Origin of the sequence: Sphaerotilus sp. (assembly GCF_013299175.1) — a bacterium.
Taxonomy (GTDB): Bacteria; Pseudomonadota; Gammaproteobacteria; order Burkholderiales; family Burkholderiaceae_C; genus Sphaerotilus.
In genome coordinates this window covers 14288-29903 of record NZ_JAAFKF010000044.1, presented here as the reverse complement: position 1 = coordinate 29903, position 15616 = coordinate 14288, and the positions used below count along the sequence as shown (strand labels likewise).

The 15616-nt window shown below is 70.2% G+C and carries 15 protein-coding genes; 4 read left to right on the top strand and 11 right to left on the bottom strand.

The genetic code is table 11. From position 1 onward, the window contains the following. The 8 genes from QZW52_RS09655 to QZW52_RS09620 form a co-directional block, all read right to left on the bottom strand. Positions 1-1492 (bottom strand): DUF5682 family protein (locus QZW52_RS09655; protein WP_293997880.1); only part of this gene is annotated, 1492 nt, incomplete at its 3' end. Positions 1493-1497: 5 nt separating this feature from the next. After that, complete coding sequence (locus QZW52_RS09650; protein WP_293997877.1) at positions 1498-2607, bottom strand: ATP-binding protein; 1110 nt, start codon at positions 2605-2607, stop codon at positions 1498-1500. A gap of 2 nt (positions 2608-2609) precedes the next feature. Next, positions 2610-4310 carry a DUF5691 domain-containing protein gene (locus QZW52_RS09645; protein WP_293997874.1) on the bottom strand — a complete coding sequence of 567 codons (1701 nt, stop codon included), beginning with the start codon at positions 4308-4310 and terminating at the stop codon, positions 2610-2612. Beyond that, positions 4307-5692, bottom strand: a complete 1386-nt coding sequence (locus tag QZW52_RS09640; protein ID WP_293997871.1) for an SWIM zinc finger family protein — start codon at positions 5690-5692, stop codon at positions 4307-4309. Before QZW52_RS09640 ends, QZW52_RS09645 begins: the two co-directional genes overlap by 4 nt. A gap of 111 nt (positions 5693-5803) precedes the next feature. Continuing rightward, the gene (locus tag QZW52_RS09635) at positions 5804-6949 is read right to left on the bottom strand and encodes a CaiB/BaiF CoA transferase family protein (RefSeq protein ID WP_293997868.1); all 1146 of its coding nucleotides are present in this window, start codon (positions 6947-6949) and stop codon (positions 5804-5806) included. 5 nt (positions 6950-6954) lie between these two features. Continuing rightward, positions 6955-7641 (bottom strand): ribulose-phosphate 3-epimerase, encoded by a 687-nt coding sequence (gene rpe, locus QZW52_RS09630; protein ID WP_293997865.1) that lies wholly within the window; start codon positions 7639-7641, stop codon positions 6955-6957. 26 nt (positions 7642-7667) lie between these two features. Then, complete coding sequence (locus QZW52_RS09625; protein ID WP_293997862.1) at positions 7668-8420, bottom strand: SDR family oxidoreductase; 753 nt, start codon at positions 8418-8420, stop codon at positions 7668-7670. After that, the gene (locus tag QZW52_RS09620) at positions 8417-8638 is read right to left on the bottom strand and encodes a heavy-metal-associated domain-containing protein (protein WP_293997859.1); all 222 of its coding nucleotides are present in this window, start codon (positions 8636-8638) and stop codon (positions 8417-8419) included. The genes QZW52_RS09625 and QZW52_RS09620 overlap by 4 nt, the downstream gene beginning before the upstream one ends. 237 nt (positions 8639-8875) lie before the next feature. Between QZW52_RS09620 and apaG the strand changes: the two genes are divergently transcribed. Then, on the top strand, positions 8876-9250 hold the full coding sequence (gene apaG / locus QZW52_RS09615) for a Co2+/Mg2+ efflux protein ApaG (RefSeq protein WP_293997856.1): 375 nt from the start codon (positions 8876-8878) through the stop codon (positions 9248-9250). After that, positions 9247-11256: a site-specific recombinase gene (locus tag QZW52_RS09610; RefSeq protein ID WP_293997853.1), complete on the top strand. Its 2010-nt coding sequence runs from the start codon at positions 9247-9249 to the stop codon at positions 11254-11256. The genes apaG and QZW52_RS09610 overlap by 4 nt, the downstream gene beginning before the upstream one ends. A gap of 12 nt (positions 11257-11268) precedes the next feature. Here the strand turns inward: QZW52_RS09610 and QZW52_RS09605 are convergent, their stop codons facing one another. After that, positions 11269-11406: a hypothetical protein gene (locus QZW52_RS09605; RefSeq protein WP_293997850.1), complete on the bottom strand. Its 138-nt coding sequence runs from the start codon at positions 11404-11406 to the stop codon at positions 11269-11271. Between QZW52_RS09605 and mltA the strand changes: the two genes are divergently transcribed. Both mltA and QZW52_RS09595 read left to right on the top strand, forming a co-directional pair. Further along, a complete protein-coding gene (gene mltA / locus QZW52_RS09600) occupies positions 11405-12715 on the top strand; it encodes a murein transglycosylase A (protein WP_293997845.1) in 1311 nt (436 codons plus the stop codon). The genes QZW52_RS09605 and mltA overlap by 2 nt on opposite strands. 24 nt (positions 12716-12739) lie before the next feature. Continuing rightward, on the top strand, positions 12740-13774 hold the full coding sequence (locus QZW52_RS09595) for a restriction endonuclease (protein ID WP_293997883.1): 1035 nt from the start codon (positions 12740-12742) through the stop codon (positions 13772-13774). A gap of 9 nt (positions 13775-13783) precedes the next feature. Here the strand turns inward: QZW52_RS09595 and QZW52_RS09590 are convergent, their stop codons facing one another. Both QZW52_RS09590 and QZW52_RS09585 read right to left on the bottom strand, forming a co-directional pair. Further along, positions 13784-14905, bottom strand: a complete 1122-nt coding sequence (locus QZW52_RS09590) for a GGDEF domain-containing protein (RefSeq protein ID WP_293997842.1) — start codon at positions 14903-14905, stop codon at positions 13784-13786. A 74-nt stretch (positions 14906-14979) separates the two neighbouring features. Next, positions 14980-15528, bottom strand: a complete 549-nt coding sequence (locus QZW52_RS09585; RefSeq protein ID WP_293997839.1) for an Lrp/AsnC family transcriptional regulator — start codon at positions 15526-15528, stop codon at positions 14980-14982. Positions 15529-15616 lie beyond the last annotated feature (88 nt).

The following is a 15616-nucleotide window of genomic DNA, read 5'->3' as shown; positions in this document are numbered from 1 at the left end:
GCAACACGTCGTCCACCAGTGCGGCCAGCACCGGCAGCGACGTTTCCTGCGCCACGCGGTCGGCGATGCGGCTGCTCGCGGCGGCTTCGACCGTCGTGCCCCAGCGGCTCGCCTCGATCAGCGTGATCGCGAACTCGGGCGCCCACTGCAAGCGCCACGTCTCGTGGAAGCTGCCCTTCGCCCCGCGGCTGCCCCGATCGGGCACGCCCCAGTCGAGCCCCAGCAACCGCAGCCGATGCAGCAACCGGCTGCGGTCCAGGTCGTTCGGCTGGCGCAGGTCCAGATCCAGCACCCGCTGCGCCACCTCGGCTTTCAGGCGCAGGCGTTTCTGCTGCGCCTCGACATCGCGCTGCAGCGGCACGATCGGCACATCGGCCGGCACCGAACCCAGCGCCTCGCCAACGTGCAGCGAGTGCCCGATCAAACCGAGCACCGCGTCGTCGCCCTGCCCGATGACGCTGCGCACGGCTTCGTCGAGGTCGGCCAGCCCCGGCGTCGCGTGGCCGCGCAGCGTGGCGAGCGTGTCGGCGAGCCGGATCGCCTCGATGACGTGGGCGCTGGAACAGTCGATCTCGTGCGCACGCAGCAGCGTGGCGACCTTGGCGAGCCAGCCGGCCGCACGCGGATGCGCCTTCGGGTCGTGCTGCCACAGGAAGTCGTACCAGCCCGGCGAGACGACGCCCGCGCCGTAGCCCGAGCGGGTCAGGTGCCGGTGCGACCACGGCACCCAGGTGGCCTGGACCTTGAGCTTGGGCAGACCTTTGAGCAGCGCCGCGTCGGCCTTGACGCTCGACACGCCGTCCTGCAGCGCCGGGACGTGCCACGCACCGCAGACGACGGCGATGCGCTCGAAACCTTCCTTGCGGGCCGTGCGCAGACACTGGCGCATGTGGGCCTCGCGCTGCGCCTCGCGGGGTTCGGGCGGGGGTTCGTCGCGGCGCATCTCGGTCATCGCCTCGTGGATGGCGGTGAAGATGTCGGCGTCGGCGTCGGCACCGCGTTCCTCGATCCAGCGGTTCCACCAGCTTTCGCCATCCGGGTGGCCGTCGGCGCGGGCGAAGTCGTCGAACGGATCGCCTCGCAGTCGGCGTGGAACCGGTGGCTCGGCAGGTTCATCGGCATCGGTCGGCGGCTCCGCCAGCGCCTCGGCCTCCGCTTGATCCAGCGCCAGCGCGTGCGTGCGCGGCAGGTCGATGAACCGCGCCGTGACCCCGCGCCCGACCGCCCATTGCAGCGCCTGCCACTCCGGGGAAAACCGCGCGAACGGGTAGAACACCGCCCGCTGCGGCACGTCGAGCGCATGCACCAGCAGCGCCACCGGCGGCACGAGCGCGGCATCGGCGAGGTGGTGCAGCAGCGATTCGGCCTCGGGCGGGCCTTCAACGAGCAGCGCATCAGGCTGCCAGTCGTCGAGCGCCCGTTGCAGGCTGCGGGCGCAGCCGGGGCCGTGGTGGCGGATGCCGAAGTAGCGGACCTCGGGAGTCGTGCTCATCGGGATCAACCGTGGTCGCGGAAGGCGCGGTACAGATCCTTCCAGTCGCTGCGCTCCTTCACGACCGTCTCCACGTATTCCTTCCATACGACCGCGTCCTGCACCGGGTCTTTGATCACCGCGCCCAGCAGCCCCGACGCCAGATCGTGCGCCCCGACCACGCCGTCGCCGAAATGCCCAGCCAGCGCCATGCCGTTGCTGACGACCGAGATCGCCTCGGCGGTGGACAGCGTGCCGCTCGGGCTCTTGAGCTTGGTCTTGCCGTCCTCGGTCTGGCCGTTGCGCAGCTCGCGGAAGATCTGCACCACCCGCTTGACCTCGCGCAGCGCGGGCGGCTCGGCGGGCAGGTCGAGCGAGCGGCCCATCTCGGCGACGCGCTTGACGACGATCGACAGCTCTTCCGCCTCGCTCGACGGCACCGGCAGGATCACCGTGTTGAAGCGCCGTTTCAGCGCGCTCGACAGCTCGTTGACGCCCTTGTCGCGGTTGTTCGCGGTGGCGATGACGCTGAAGCCGCGCACCGCCTGCACCTCGCTGCCGAGTTCGGGGATGGGCAGCGTCTTCTCCGACAGCACGGTGATCAGCGAGTCCTGCACGTCGGCGGGGATGCGCGTCAGCTCCTCGATGCGGGCGATGCGGCCGGTGCGCATCGCGTTCATCAGCGGGCTGGGGACGAGCGCCTTCTCGGACGGGCCGTGGGCGAGCAGTTCGGCGTAGTTCCAGCCGTAGCGCAACTGCTCTTCGCCCGTGCCGGCGGTGCCCTGGATGAGCAAGGTCGAGTTGTTGCTGATCGCGGCGGCGAGGTGCTCCGAGACCCACGATTTCGCGGTGCCCGGCACGCCGAACAGCAGCAGGCCGCGGTCAGTCGCCAGCGTCGCCACGGCGATTTCCATCAGCCGGCGGGCGCCGATGTACTTCGGGCTGACCTCGAAGCCGTTGTCGAGCCGTCCGCCCAGCAGGTAGGTCACGACCGCCCACGGCGACAGTTCCCAGTGGTCGGGACGCTGGCGGCGGTCGGCGCGGCGCAGTTCGTGGAGTTCTTCGGCGTACTGGTGCTCGGCATGGCGGCGCAGAACGGCGGAAGCGGAAGCAGTGGGGGCAGAGGTTTCGGTCATGTTCAGCGGGAGTCGGTAGAAGAGGAAACCGCCGCCACGGGCAGCGCATGAAAAGCCCGGCGCAGCGCCACGGCCTGCTGCAGCCGGTCGTGCAGCGTGACGATGCGGGCATGCAGCCAAGTGTGGGTTTCGGCGGGGGCTGGCGTCGGTGCGGGCAGCGCCTCGATCGCGTCCAGGCAGGACAGCGGCAGCCAGCCGATCAGCGCAGGGGCCGTGTCGAGCCACGCGGCGGCACGGCGTTCGTCGAGCGTCTGGGTGCTGAACAGCGCGGACAGGTCGCGCACCATCACCGCCGACAGCGCGGCGGCCAGCGCCGGATCCAGCGGCGCGGCGCGTTCGGGGCGGCCGTCGATCAGCGGCTGGGCGCAGGTCTGCACCACCTCGGTGGCGACCTCGACCGGGGCGCCGTGCAGCCGCTCGCGCCACAGCGCCGTGCGGGCCGACAGCGGCAGGTGGCTGCGCAGCGTGGCGAGTTCCTGTACGGGCCAGTCCTTCGCGTCACGGCAGGCCAGCAGCGCCAGCAGCCAGCGCGCCTCGACCGCCCCCGGCTGCGCGTCCGGCTCGCCGACCACGCCCGCAGAACCCACCGCCGCCAGCACCGCCTCGCGCCAGCCGCGCAGCAGCGCGTCCTTCCAGTCGGTGCCACGCGCCCAGTCGATCAGCTCAGCCGGCGCCAGGCCCAGGTGCGCAGTCCAGAACGCCGGCGCCGTCAGCCGCGCCAGTTGGTACAGCCACCAGCCGCGCTCGCCCAGGGTGTCGTGGCGCGGGCGCTGCGGGTCGAGGCCACGGGTTTTCCACGCGGGGTCTTCGGCGGCGGGCGGCTCGATGTGCCAGCGTTTCTTCAACCCCAGCCACGCCGACTCGACCCGCAGCAGCGCCGCCCACTGCCCCGCCAGCCACGCCGACTGCTCGCTGTCCGGCAGCCGCACCAGCAGCGTCGCCGCCAGCGCCCGCACCTCGCCGCCGCGGTCGCGCAACAGTTTCACCAGCAGCGGCTCGTCCGCCGACGACAGCCCGACCGCCAGCGCCTCGACCAGTTCAGCTCGCTCGCGGGCGGCCAGCGACGGCAGTTCGGCGCTCAGGCGCTCGCGGGCGGCGGCGGGGTCGCAGCGGCGTTCGTTCTGCAGGAAGGCGAGCCGGGCGGCGCCGCTGCCATGCGCCCAGTCGTCCTCGGTCGGCTCGGCGGGCCGCTCGACGATCGAACGCCAGCGCGGCTGCTGCTGCACCAGCCAGCGCCCGCGCTCGCCCATCACCGCCCCCACCGCCGGTCGCAGCATCGGCACCCGCAGCGCCAGCGCCAGCATCGGCGGCAGCAGCGTGGCCGGCAGCCGCCAGCCGCGTTGGGCGACCAGCGACAGCGCCTCGACGCGCAGGCCGTCGGGCACCGAGTCGTCCAGCAGCCGCTGCAGCAAGCCCACATGAGACTCGGCGGACAAGGCCGGGCGGGCATCGGCTCGGGCCGGCGCGCAAGCCTCGGGCAGCGAAGCCACCGACGCCACCCCGCAGCCGACCCGCTCCGCCACGGCCAGCACCCCGGCGGCGCGCAGCAGCACGGTTGCGTCCTCGTCCGGCACCACGGCCAGCGCCTGCATCAACCCGTTCAGCGGCGCGGGTGCCTCCCGCAACAGCGCCCGCAACCCCGGCGAACGCTCCGTGCCCACCAGCGCGATCGGCAGCAGTCGATCCATCATCGAACCCGTCATCGCGTGCCTCCCTCGACGCGGCCGATCTGCCACAGCCCTTCATCGCTGCGCAGCGTCAGCAGCCGCAGCGTCCGGCCATCCCATTCGCCGTGCAGATCGACCGCAGCGCCGCCCGACAGCGCCAGCAGCGTCGGCACCTGATCGGCCGGAACCGCCAGCGGCAGCGCGTGGTCCTCGCCACACGCCCAGACCGCGTCCTCGACCACCCGGATCGACGCCCCCGCCAGCCGCAGCGGCCACAGCGGCAGCCAGGCGTGCGCGGCCATCGCGGCGGCGGCGCGGTCGAGTTCGTCGTGCCAGCCGGAAGTCTCCGGCACCCCGGCCAGTGCCCCGGCGTGACCCGCCTCGGGCGCCGCCTCACGCTGCACCGACAAGGCCCGCAGCGGCGCCGCCGACGGAAAGAACACCAGCCGCCCGGCCCGCGCCTGCCCCGTGATCCAGCTCGTCTCGAAACCCGTCGCGCCGTGGCTGAAATCGAGCAGCAGCGCCCGCCGCCCGCTGCGCCGCCCCGACAGCCAGACCCGGCGCTCGACCAGCCGCTGCTCGCGCTCCTCGACGATCTGGCCCTCCACGCGCCACACGTCGTTGATCGCCTCGCCTCGCGCCAGCACCTCGTCGCGGTCCAGCGGCCAGCCCAGCGTGGCACGCACGTCGGCCAGCACGCCAGCGTCCAGCGTCGCCCGCCGACGCACCGCCTCGATCAGCAGTTGCAGCCGCCCGAGCCGGGCCAGCAACGCGGCGCTGTCGGACTCGGCGCCGGCCGCGTTCAGCCAACCGGCCAACGCCCCCGCCTGCGCATCGACCATGCGGGCGGCCATCGTCCTGCACTCGCCCGCGCTGTCCGCCGTCTGCACCGCCAGCCCGCGCCGCACCCGGTCGGCAAGCCAGCGTGCCAACTCCTCCAGCCCGGCGTCGATGCGCTGCCAGCGTTTGTCCTGGCGGGCGGAGGGATCGGCGGCATGGGCGGCATTCGCAGACGGCGCGGCCTCGGCCACCGCCTGTGTCTGCTGGTTTTGTTGCTTCTGTTCCTGCTTGTCAGCCCGCGCGCGCCGCCCCTCCAGCCAGGCGCTCACCCATTCGGGCGGCTCGCTGGTGGTGAAACGCCCGGCGTCCTGCGCCCGCAGCAGCAACAGCGCCAACCCATGCTTGCAAGGGAATTTCCGGCTCGGGCACGAGCACTTGAACACCGGCCCGCTCAGATCGACCTGCGTCTGATACGGCTTCGATCCGCTGCCCTGGCACTCGCCCCAGGCCGCCGCGGCGTCATGCCCGAGCGTCGGCCACTGGGACACGTTCATCAGCCCCCGCGCCGCCTTCGCCGAGGCAGCATCGGGGGCCAGGGCCAGCACGGCCTCGGTGGTCAAGCCTGTCAAACCAGTCAAGCGAACTCCCGGTGTCTGAGGTGCCGGCAGTCTACGAAGGGTCGGCAAGCCGAGCGCAGGCCCGCGTGTGAACAACTGCGCTGGAATGCGATCCAGACGCAGCGCCTGCGGTCAGCGCAGCGTCACCGCCGGCGCCGTCAACCGCTGCAGCCCCTCATCCTTCGTCACCGTTCCCCGCCCGAACAGCGCCTCGTGCGCATCCAGCACTGGTGTGACGCAGCAATCCGCCCCGGCAAACCGCGCGACCCACACCGCCAGCGGCCGACTCGCGATCAGCGCCCCCAGCTCGTCGGTCAGCGCCCGCGCCGCCTCGCTGCCCGGCGCTTCGCCCAGGCTCCAGTGCCGTTCGGCCCAATCGTCGCGCCCGACCACCGCGCACACGCCCTGCCAGAACTTCAGCTCCAGCGCCCCCACCGCCAGCCAGCGGTCATCGGCACAGCGATAAAGGTTGTAGCAAGGCACGCCGCCGTTGAGCAGCGACGCCCCGGCCTGCGGCGCCGCGCCATCGGCCAGCGCATCGGTGCCGAGGATGACCTGGTGCTGGCGCACCGCGTCGGTCATCGACACATCGACCCAGCGCCCCTGCCCCGTCCACTGTGCGCCGAGCACGGCAGCCAGCGTGCCGATCGCCGCCGTCTGCGCCCCGCCGAGCTGGTCGGCGATCTGCAGGTGGCTGAAGACCGGACGGGCCTCGGGCGTGGGCGTGCGCGTCTGGTCGATCACGCCGGCCAGTGACAAGTAGTTGATGTCGTGGCCGGCCGCCAGCCGCAGCGGGCCTTCCTGCCCGTAGCCGCTGATGCTGGTCAGCACGATCGCCGGGTTGATCGCCCGCAGCGCCTCGTGGCCCAGGCCGAGCCGGTCCATCACGCCGGGGCGGAAACCCTCGACCACCGCGTGCGCCTCGGCGACCAGCGCCCGCAGCGTGGCGAGCTGGTCCGGCTGTTTCAGGTCGAGCACCAGCCGGCGCTTGCCGTGGTTGACGACGCGGTAGAAGTGCGAAACACCGTCCTCGCCTGGTCCCATGTACGCCGCGTCATCGCCCGGCAGACCGGGGCGACCGGGCAGCGGCGGCTCGACCTTGAGCACCTGCGCACCCAGATCCGCCAGGTGCTTGCAGGCCATCGGGCCGGGCAGCAGCCGTGACAGATCGAGCACCCGCAGCGGCGCGAGCGGGTGCTGGCGCGCATCGGCGGCCGGCGCAGCGTGGGCCAGGATCGGCTCGGCGGCAGCCCAGTGGGCGGACCAGACGGCGGACATGGCGTTCAGCGGGCGAGTTCGCTGCGCATCGCGTCGATCACGCGGGCGTAGTCGGGCGTGTTGAAGATCGCGCTGCCGGCCACGAAGGTGTCGGCACCCGCGTCGGCCACGCGGCGGATGTTGTCGATCTTGATGCCGCCATCGACTTCGAGCCGGATGTCCCGCCCGCTCGCGTCGATGATCTTGCGGGCCTTCTCGATCTTGCGCAGCGCGCTGTCGATGAAGCTCTGGCCGCCGAAGCCGGGGTTCACGCTCATGATCAGGATCAGGTCCACCCGGTCGATCACCCACTCCAGCACGTCCAGCGGCTCGGCCGGGTTGAACACGAGTCCCGCCTTCACGCCCTCGGCCTGAATGAGTTGCAAGGTGCGGTCCACATGCGCGGAAGCGTCGGGGTGGAAGCTCACCAGATCCGCGCCGGCCTTGCAGAACGCCTGCGCCAGCGCATCGACGGGCGAGACCATCAAGTGAACGTCGATCGGGGCGGGTGTGCCATCCGGCTTGACCGAATGCTTCTTCAGCGCCTGGCAGACCATCGGCCCGAAGGTCAGGTTGGGCACGTAATGGTTGTCCATCACGTCGAAGTGGATCCAGTCGGCGCCCGCGGCGAGCACGTTCTTGACCTCGTCGCCCAGGCGGGCGAAGTCGGCGGACAGGATGGAAGGGGCGATGCGGTAGATGGGGATCGTCATGCCCCGGATTCTAGGGAACAGCGCGGTTACAGGCGATCCGGGGCGGCCGGCTCGCGCCACTGTTTCAAGTGCTGGCCCGCATCGACGAAGACCGTCTGCGCCGTGACCCGCCCGGCACCCATCAGCCAGACGACGGCATCGGCCACGTCCTCGGGCGTGCTCGCGCCGCGCAGCGGAGAGGCTCGGGCGGCCTCCTCGAAGCGGACGGGATCGGCCCCGTGCGGCAGCAGCGTCGGCCCTGGCGCGACGGCGTTGACGCGGAACGGCGCCAGCGTCAGCGCCAGCCGCTTCAGCGCGGCGTACATCGCGCCCTTGGACAGGCAGTAGCTCAGGAACTGGTCGTGCAGGTTCTCGACGTTCTGGTCGAGCAGCATCAGCGCCTGTCCATCCGGAAAGCGCCGCGCTGCCGCCAGCGTCACCAGCACCGGCACCTCGTAATGCACCGCGTGGTTGGCCCGGAAGTTCGCCAGCGTGGCGGTGTCGCGGTCGTCGTTGTCGAAGATGCTGGCGTTGAACACGACGGCCAGTTCGGCCTGTGGCGGCAGGGTGTCGAGCAGGCGGTCGAAGGACGCGAGCGTGGCCTCGACATCGGCAAAATCGGCTTGCCAGATGCCGAGCGGCACGGAGTTGAGTTCACGGTCGAGTGCCTGCGCCCGCTCGACGCCGCGGAAGGCGTGCAGCAGCACCTGCCAGCCCTGCGCCGCCAGCGCCCGCGAGATGGCCAGCCCGACCCGCGCGTGGCCGCCGGTGACGAGCGCGATCTTCGGGCCGCCGCTCATGCCGGGACGTCGAAGCCGGCATCCTCGACCGTGGCGCGGAGCTGCGCAGGCGTGACCTGCGCGGCGTCGAAGCGCACCTCGGCTTGCCCCGGCTCCAGCGTGACCTGGACGGACGCGACGCCGGGCAGCGCCTGCAGCACGCTGGTGACGCTGCGCACGCAACCGCCGCAGGTCATGCCGGTGATGGGGAGGGTGAGGGTGAGGTCGGTCATGGGCATGTCGTTCGCCTGTCGAATCAGATGCAGATTTCAGTATAGGACGCACCACGGCAGGCCCGCGCCGCCTGCGGACATCGCGCCCTTGTCCTACAGCAAGGCGAAGTCGGGGCTGACGCGGGTCGGGCATGCCACCGCCCAGGACGGGGAACCGGCTGTTCGACGCGCTGGGCCATCCCTGCCGCACGCTGGGTAGTGGGCCGCGAACGTGGAAAAATGCATGCGTCTATCATCTGCACCATGCCGCATCCCCAGTTCACCTGCACCGCCGTCCCCGCCTACCTCGCCGAGCATTCGGACGCGTCGAAAGGGATCTACGCCTTCTCGTACACCATCACGGTGGTCAACACTGGCGACGTGCCGGCCCAGCTCATCGGGCGCCACTGGATCATCGCCGACGCCTCCGGCCACACCGAGGAAGTGCGCGGTCTGGGCGTCGTCGGCCACCAGCCGATGCTCAAGCCGGGCGAGCGGTTCGAGTACACGAGCTGGACCCGGCTGGCCTCGCCCCGCGGGCAGATGCGCGGCACCTTCTTCTGCATGACCGACGAAGCGCGGCCCTTCGACACCCCGGTCCCTGCCTTCGAGCTGTCACAGGCGCACGCACTGCATTGACGGCGCTGCTGCTGCAACTGCGCACGGTGCTGGCCGCCCAGCCCGACGCTGACCTGCCCGCGCTGCTTGACGCCGCCGATCCCGGTGCGGCGCGCGCCAGTCGCCACCTCTGGCTGATCGCACTGGTGGACGCGCTGCGCCCCGCCGACACGGCCACCGGCGACACGGCGGTCCCGCTGGAGCGGCTGCGCCACCTGCTCGACCTGCTCGACACCGATCCCCTGCTGGCGCAACGCTGCCGCGCCGTGCTGCGCTCGGTGTTCGCCACGGCCGACGCTGGCACGCTGCTGGCGGACTTCGGTTTCTCGCCGCGCTCGGGCTTCGGCGCCGAGCTGATCGACCGGCTGCGCAGGGTCACGCTGCCCGGCACGCCCGACACCGGCGATCTCGGCCAGCTCTTCCTGATGGTCTTCCACCACCCCGGCGACGCGGACTGGCTCGGTGCCATCGACGCACCCACGCTGTCCCGCATCGAGCGCCTGCTGGTGGATGACCACGTCCGCGGGCACTGGCACCGGGCGCTGATCGATTCGGTGCAGATGCTGGCCAGCCAGGTGCGGGCGGTCGGGCTGTCGGCGTCGATCCGGCCACGCATCGACCCCGCGCTGCTGGCTGACCGCCCCTTCCACCAGCTCGCACAGGCTGCCGCCTTGCTCTCCGACGCAGACGAATCCGTGGACACTGCGGAACAGCAGCAGCAACAGCAGATGACCTACCTGCGCGTGCTGCTCGACGCCTGCCGCACGGCGGCGGCCAGCGTGCGGGAACACCTCGACGCCTGGGGCGTGTCGGTGGACGTGGTGTTCCAGATCGAACAACTGCACGAGCGCATCGCGCGCATCGAGGCCCTGCTGGACTGCCTGGCCTCGCCCGAACCCGCGCACGAATGGCAGCGCCTGACCGTGGCCTTCGCCCGCAGCGTGCAGACGCGGCGCAGCATCGGCGCGCTGTTCTCGCACCACTACGCCATGCTCGCCCGCAAGGTCGCCGAGCGCAGCGCCGCCACCGGCGAGCACTACATCACCCGCACCCGCGACGAATACCTCGACATGCTGCGCCGCGCCTGCGGCGGCGGGCTGGTGATCGCGGGCACCACGTTCCTGAAATTCGCCATCGGGGCACTGGCGCTGTCGGCGTTCTGGGCCGGGTTCTGGGCGGGTGCCAACTACGCCGCCAGCTTCGTACTGATCCACCTGCTGCACTGGACGGTGGCCACCAAGCAGCCGGCGATGACCGCTCCGGCGATGGCCGCCAAGCTCGACGACGTGGGTGACAGCGACGCCGCGATCGAGGACTTCGTGGACGAGGTGACGCACCTGATCCGCACCCAGATCGCCGGCATCCTGGGCAACGTGCTGGTGGTGGCGCCGGTCGTGTTGCTGGCGCAAGGGGCGGCGTGGTTGTTGCAGGGCGCGCCGCTCATCGACGCCCACACGGCACACAAGGTGCTCGACAAGCTCACGCTGGCCGGGCCGACGCTGCTCTATGCGGCGTTCACGGGCGTGCTGCTGTTCCTGTCGAGCCTGATCGCGGGCTGGTGGGAGAACTGGTTCGTCTTCCACCGCCTCGACAGCGCCATCGCCCACAACCCGCGCATCGTGCGCTGGCTGGGCGCCGAGCGGGCACAACGCTGGTCGCACTGGTGGCGCGGCAACATCTCCGGGCTGGCCGCCAACTGCTCGCTGGGGATGATGCTCGGACTGGTACCGACGCTGGCCGCCTTCTTCGGGCTTCCGATCGAGGTGCGCCATGTCACGCTGTCGGCGGGCCAGCTCGCGGCGGCGCTGGGCACGCTGGGGGTGCCGGTGCTGCACGAACCGGCCTTCTGGTGGTGCGTGGCAGCGGTGCCGCTGACAGGGGCGCTCAACGTGCTCGTGAGCTTCACGCTGGCCTTCCGGCTGGCGCTGCGCTCGCGGGGGCTGAAGGTGCGCGACCGCGGGCGGCTGTACGCTGCGCTGCGGCGGCGGTTGCGCGAGGCGCCGGGCAGCTTTCTGCGGCCAGGCTGAGGCGGGCAGGCGCTACAGTCGCCGGTCGTCCGGGCTTTCCGGGGTGTCCTCGATGCGCTCGCCGCCGCGGCGCCCCGAGAACATCGTCCACCAGACGATCCCGACCAGCAGCAACCCGGCCCCCAGTGCTTCCAGAATGATCAGCGTCATGTCCTTGTTCCTCTCGAACAGCCCCGCAGGCGCGCACCGTGTGCGCCAGCAGATCGGAGCCGCCTTGGTGGCCGCGATTCTAGGCACGCTGGCCGGCTGCGGCAGCACGCCGCACCGGGCGCCCGAACCACCGCCGCCGCTGGAGATCCCGCCGTCGGTGCAAACCCCGCCGCCCGCCGCCACCGACGCCCAGATCCGCACCACGCCGCGCGGGCGCTGGGTCCGCGGCGAGTGGTCGGACCTGCCGGGCTGGGATGCGGACCAGACGCTGATGGCCTGGCCCGCGCTGCAGCGCAGTTGCGACAAGGTGATCACCGCCACCAACGGCGGCAACACCAGCGGCCGCGGCCTGGCCGCCGCCAGCATCGCCACCGGCACGGTCAGCTTCAACCCCTTCGCCTTCGCGTCGGAATGGAACACGCTGTGCCGCGAGGTGCGCCGCCTCGGCCCCGGCCCGAACGAGGTGCAGGTGCGGCAGTTGCTCCAGTCGCGGCTGCAGCCCTGGCGCGTCGAGAGCCCAGAGGGCAAGCCGGACGGCCTGATGACCGGCTACTTCGAGCCACTGCTGGAGGCCAGCCGGGTCCGCACCGAGCGCCACACGGTGCCGGTGTACGGCCTGCCGGCCGATTACGGCGTGCGCAAACCCTGGTTCACCCGCGGCGAGATCGACACCCAGCCCGCCGCGCAAGCCGCCCTGAAGGGCCGCGAGATCGCCTGGTTGACCGACCCGATGGACCTGCTGCTGGTGCAGATCCAGGGGTCTGGCCGGCTGACCTTCACCGAGCCGGGCGGCGCACGGCGCATGGTGCGGCTGGCGTTTGCGGGACACAACGACCAGCCTTACCAGTCGGTCGGCCGCTGGCTGGTCGAGCAAGGCGCGTTCACGCTGGAGCAGGCGAGCTGGCCGGCGATCCGCCAGTGGTCGCGCCAGAACCCGCAGCGCATCAAGGAAATGCTGGCCGTCAACACGCGCTACGTCTTCTTCCGCGAGGAGCCACTGGCGGACCCGGCGATCGGCGCGGTCGGGGCGCAGGGTGTGCCGCTGACACCGGGCCGCTCGATTGCCGTGGACAAGGACAGCATTCCCTATGGCACTCCCGTGTGGATCGCCAGCACCGAACCGCAGGGCTGGAGCCAGAACCCGCCGCCCGCCCGCCCGCTGCAGCGCCTCGTGCTGGCGCAGGACACGGGCAGCGCGATCCTCGGTGCCGTGCGCGCCGACTACTTCTGGGGCTGGGGGGATGGGGTGGAAGAGCGGGCGGGGCGGACCAAGCAGCCGCTGAAGCTGTGGGTGCTGTGGCCCAAATAATGCGACAAGGGGTATTTCGTGAACATGATGGACCGAGCGCGCCGTATCGCGAGCCATACCGCAAGCCGAGCAGGAGACATGGCAAAAGGTATTGGAAACCCCGCATCGTCTATTCGAGACTGGCTGGTTTCTTTATTCATCAAAGCAGTGCAGGCCATTTCCACCGAGCAAGACCATCTGGATGTGATCGCGTGGTTGACGATCGCCAGGGAAACACTTTCACAGAACGATGCAGGGCTGGCCGAAAAGACCCGGAAAATCTATCAGATCACCGACTCCCGCCGCGTGGCACGCAGTCTGCTCAACAGCGTGTCCGAAGTATTCAAGAACTACAAAGATGCTGATTTGCCGCTGGCCGTCAAGGTCGCCATCCCAGCAACTCTGGGCGCCGGGATGGTGATTGGCGGCCACTCGGTAGGCATTGCAGGTTTTGGCTCGGCCATTGGTTTACCTGCCCTGCTGATGGTTTTCCTGGGCGTCGCTGGGGTCACTTCCGTCCTGGAAGCGTTCTTGAGCAGCACCGAAGCCAGCAGCTACCTGTCTGTCGTGGGCGCACTGATCGCAAGAGACGAGGTGCTGCGACGCACCCACCAATCTATGCGCAACGCCATGTCGCAAGAGATGGCAGAACCGCTTCAGCAACCTTATGCCAAAGATGCTCAGGCCGTTCGTCAACTGCTGCTGAACATGGATGCCTATGCTTTTGAGCAGCATGTGATGAGTTTTTTCATGCAGGCCGGCCTACTCGCCTGGGTAACAAAGCGGAGTAATGATGCCGGGGTGGATGGATTTGCCCGCCACCAACAGGGTCTGATCGTTGTACAGTGCAAACGCTACGCCCCGGAAAATGGTGTAGGCCGACCCACCATTCAGCAGATGAAAGGCGTGGTAGAAGAAAACCAAGCGTGGTGCGGCTATATCGTGACAACCAGCTATTTCACGCAAGAAGCCACCAGCAGCGGTGAGAAGAATCCCGCCATCGTGCTGATCAACCTGGACACGCTGGTCGATTGGCATTTTCATGGGATACGCTTCGATACGGTCGATACTGCGGCTTGAATACTAGCCTCAGCCAAATTCGGCCCGGTCCCGCCCCGCCTGCTTGGCACGGTACATCGCCTGATCGGCGCGTTCGATCGCACTGTCAATGTCACCCTGCCCCAGGCAGCCGGTGACGCCCGCCGAGAACGTGATCGACAGGCCCGGCGACACCTCGTCGAACGGCGTCTGGCGCAGCCGCTCGCGCAGCCGATCCAGACACTGCTGCGCTGCCTCGACCGAGGTATCGGGCAGCATCAGCAGGAACTCCTCGCCGCCCCAGCGCGCCATCACGTCACCGCCGCGCAGCTCGGACTCCACCCGGTGCGCGAAGCCGCGCAGCACCTGGTCGCCGCCGGCGTGGCCGTGCTGGTCGTTGATGCGCTTGAAGTGGTCGAGGTCGATCAGCGCCACCGCCAGCGGCAGCTTCTTGCGCGCATGGCGGGCGGTTTCGGTGGCGAGCTGGTCGAGGATGGCGCGGCGGTTGGGCAGGCCCGTCAGCTCGTCGCGGGTGGCCAGTTCGCTGATGCGGGTCAGCGCCTGCTGCAGGGCGACACGCTGCTGCTGGTGCTGCTCGCGCAGTTGCGTCACCCGCATCGCCAGCAGCGCCACGCCGGTGAGCACCACCGTGGTGTAGGCCATGTGCAGCGCCTCGACATCGGCCGGGAAGTGGAAGGCGTCCGACAGCGTCAGCCAGCGCGAGGCCGCCCCCAGCAGCAGCAGCGCAGCAGCAGCCAGCCCCAGCGCCTCGCGCGGCCCCAGCCGGAACATCGCGAACACGACCACCAGCACCAGCAAGCCCAGCGCCGCACCCCGTGTCGGCCCGGCCACGAGGTAGATCCACAGCGCGCCGACCAGCCCGGCGATCGACTGCGCCAGCGTCAGCGAGGGCTCCCAGCCAAAGCGCCGCTGCAGCAGCAAATTGCCGCCGCTGCGGGTCAATCCGTAGAAGACCATGCCGCAGGCCAGTCCGGACAGACCCAGCGGCAGCGCCGCCCGCGTGCGGATCAGGTCCAGCCGCCACTGCCAGGCCAGCACCAGTGTCAGCACGGCATACGCCCCCAGCGCCAGCAGGCTCTGGGTCACACGCCAGCGTTGCGGACCCGCAGGGCCAAGCAGCCAGTCGGCCACGGGGGTTGTTGAGCTGTTCACAGAGCAGTCACGGCACGGAAGGAGGGGGAGAATCCGGGCTGATCTTCCCCGATTCCGTGGAATATTCCCACCCCTCAGCCCCGCCCGCCTGAATGCGTGAGGTGCCCGAGCGGCCACGCTGCGCCGGCTTTCACTTCGCCGAGCGAAAAGCTGGTGTGCATGTCCTTGACGTGGGGCAACGTGAACAGCGCCTCCCTCGCCCAGCGCGAGTAGGCGTCGAGGTCGGTGGTGACGACGTGCAGCTCGAAGGTGCCGGTGCCGCTGATGTAGTGGCAGGCGACGACCTCCGGCATCGCCCGCAAGGCCGCCTCCAAGCCGCGCACCGCGTCGGCGTTGTTGCGGTCGGCGTCCACGCGCACGAAGGCGAGCACGCCCAGGCCGATCTTGCGGCGGTCGATCTCGGCGCGGTAGCCGGTGATGTAGCCCTCCTCTTCGAGCCGCTTGACGCGCCGCCACGCCGGGGCCGCGGACAGGCCGATGCGGGTGGCGAGTTCGGCGTTGGTGAGCCGGGCATCGCGCTGCAACTCGGCCAGGATGGCGATGTCGTAGCGGTCGAGTCCCCCGTCGGCAGAAATACGGGTTTTCCCTGAATCAGAGGATTGCGGCAATGCTGTTTCGTTCATGGACCTGTCTTGTTCAAATGCTTGCTGCGCACAGTGTAAGCAGGGCATGAAAAGAAAACACCTGTCGGGCGTGGATGCCTACACTTTC

Excerpts from the sequence above, each read along its gene's own strand:
- QZW52_RS09595 (WP_293997883.1), top strand. The coding sequence starts at position 12,740 with ATGATGGACCGAGCGCGCCGTATCGCGAGCCATACCGCAAGCCGAGCA.
- rpe (WP_293997865.1), bottom strand. The coding sequence starts at position 7,641 with ATGACGATCCCCATCTACCGCATCGCCCCTTCCATCCTGTCCGCCGAC.
- QZW52_RS09645 (WP_293997874.1), bottom strand. The coding sequence starts at position 4,310 with ATGACGGGTTCGATGATGGATCGACTGCTGCCGATCGCGCTGGTGGGC.
- QZW52_RS09620 (WP_293997859.1), bottom strand. The coding sequence starts at position 8,638 with ATGCCCATGACCGACCTCACCCTCACCCTCCCCATCACCGGCATGACC.
- mltA (WP_293997845.1), top strand. The coding sequence starts at position 11,405 with ATGTCCTTGTTCCTCTCGAACAGCCCCGCAGGCGCGCACCGTGTGCGC.
- apaG (WP_293997856.1), top strand. The coding sequence starts at position 8,876 with ATGCCGCATCCCCAGTTCACCTGCACCGCCGTCCCCGCCTACCTCGCC.
- QZW52_RS09605 (WP_293997850.1), bottom strand. The coding sequence starts at position 11,406 with ATGACGCTGATCATTCTGGAAGCACTGGGGGCCGGGTTGCTGCTGGTC.
- QZW52_RS09650 (WP_293997877.1), bottom strand. The coding sequence starts at position 2,607 with ATGACCGAAACCTCTGCCCCCACTGCTTCCGCTTCCGCCGTTCTGCGC.
- QZW52_RS09585 (WP_293997839.1), bottom strand. The coding sequence starts at position 15,528 with ATGAACGAAACAGCATTGCCGCAATCCTCTGATTCAGGGAAAACCCGT.
- QZW52_RS09625 (WP_293997862.1), bottom strand. The coding sequence starts at position 8,420 with ATGAGCGGCGGCCCGAAGATCGCGCTCGTCACCGGCGGCCACGCGCGG.
- QZW52_RS09635 (WP_293997868.1), bottom strand. The coding sequence starts at position 6,949 with ATGTCCGCCGTCTGGTCCGCCCACTGGGCTGCCGCCGAGCCGATCCTG.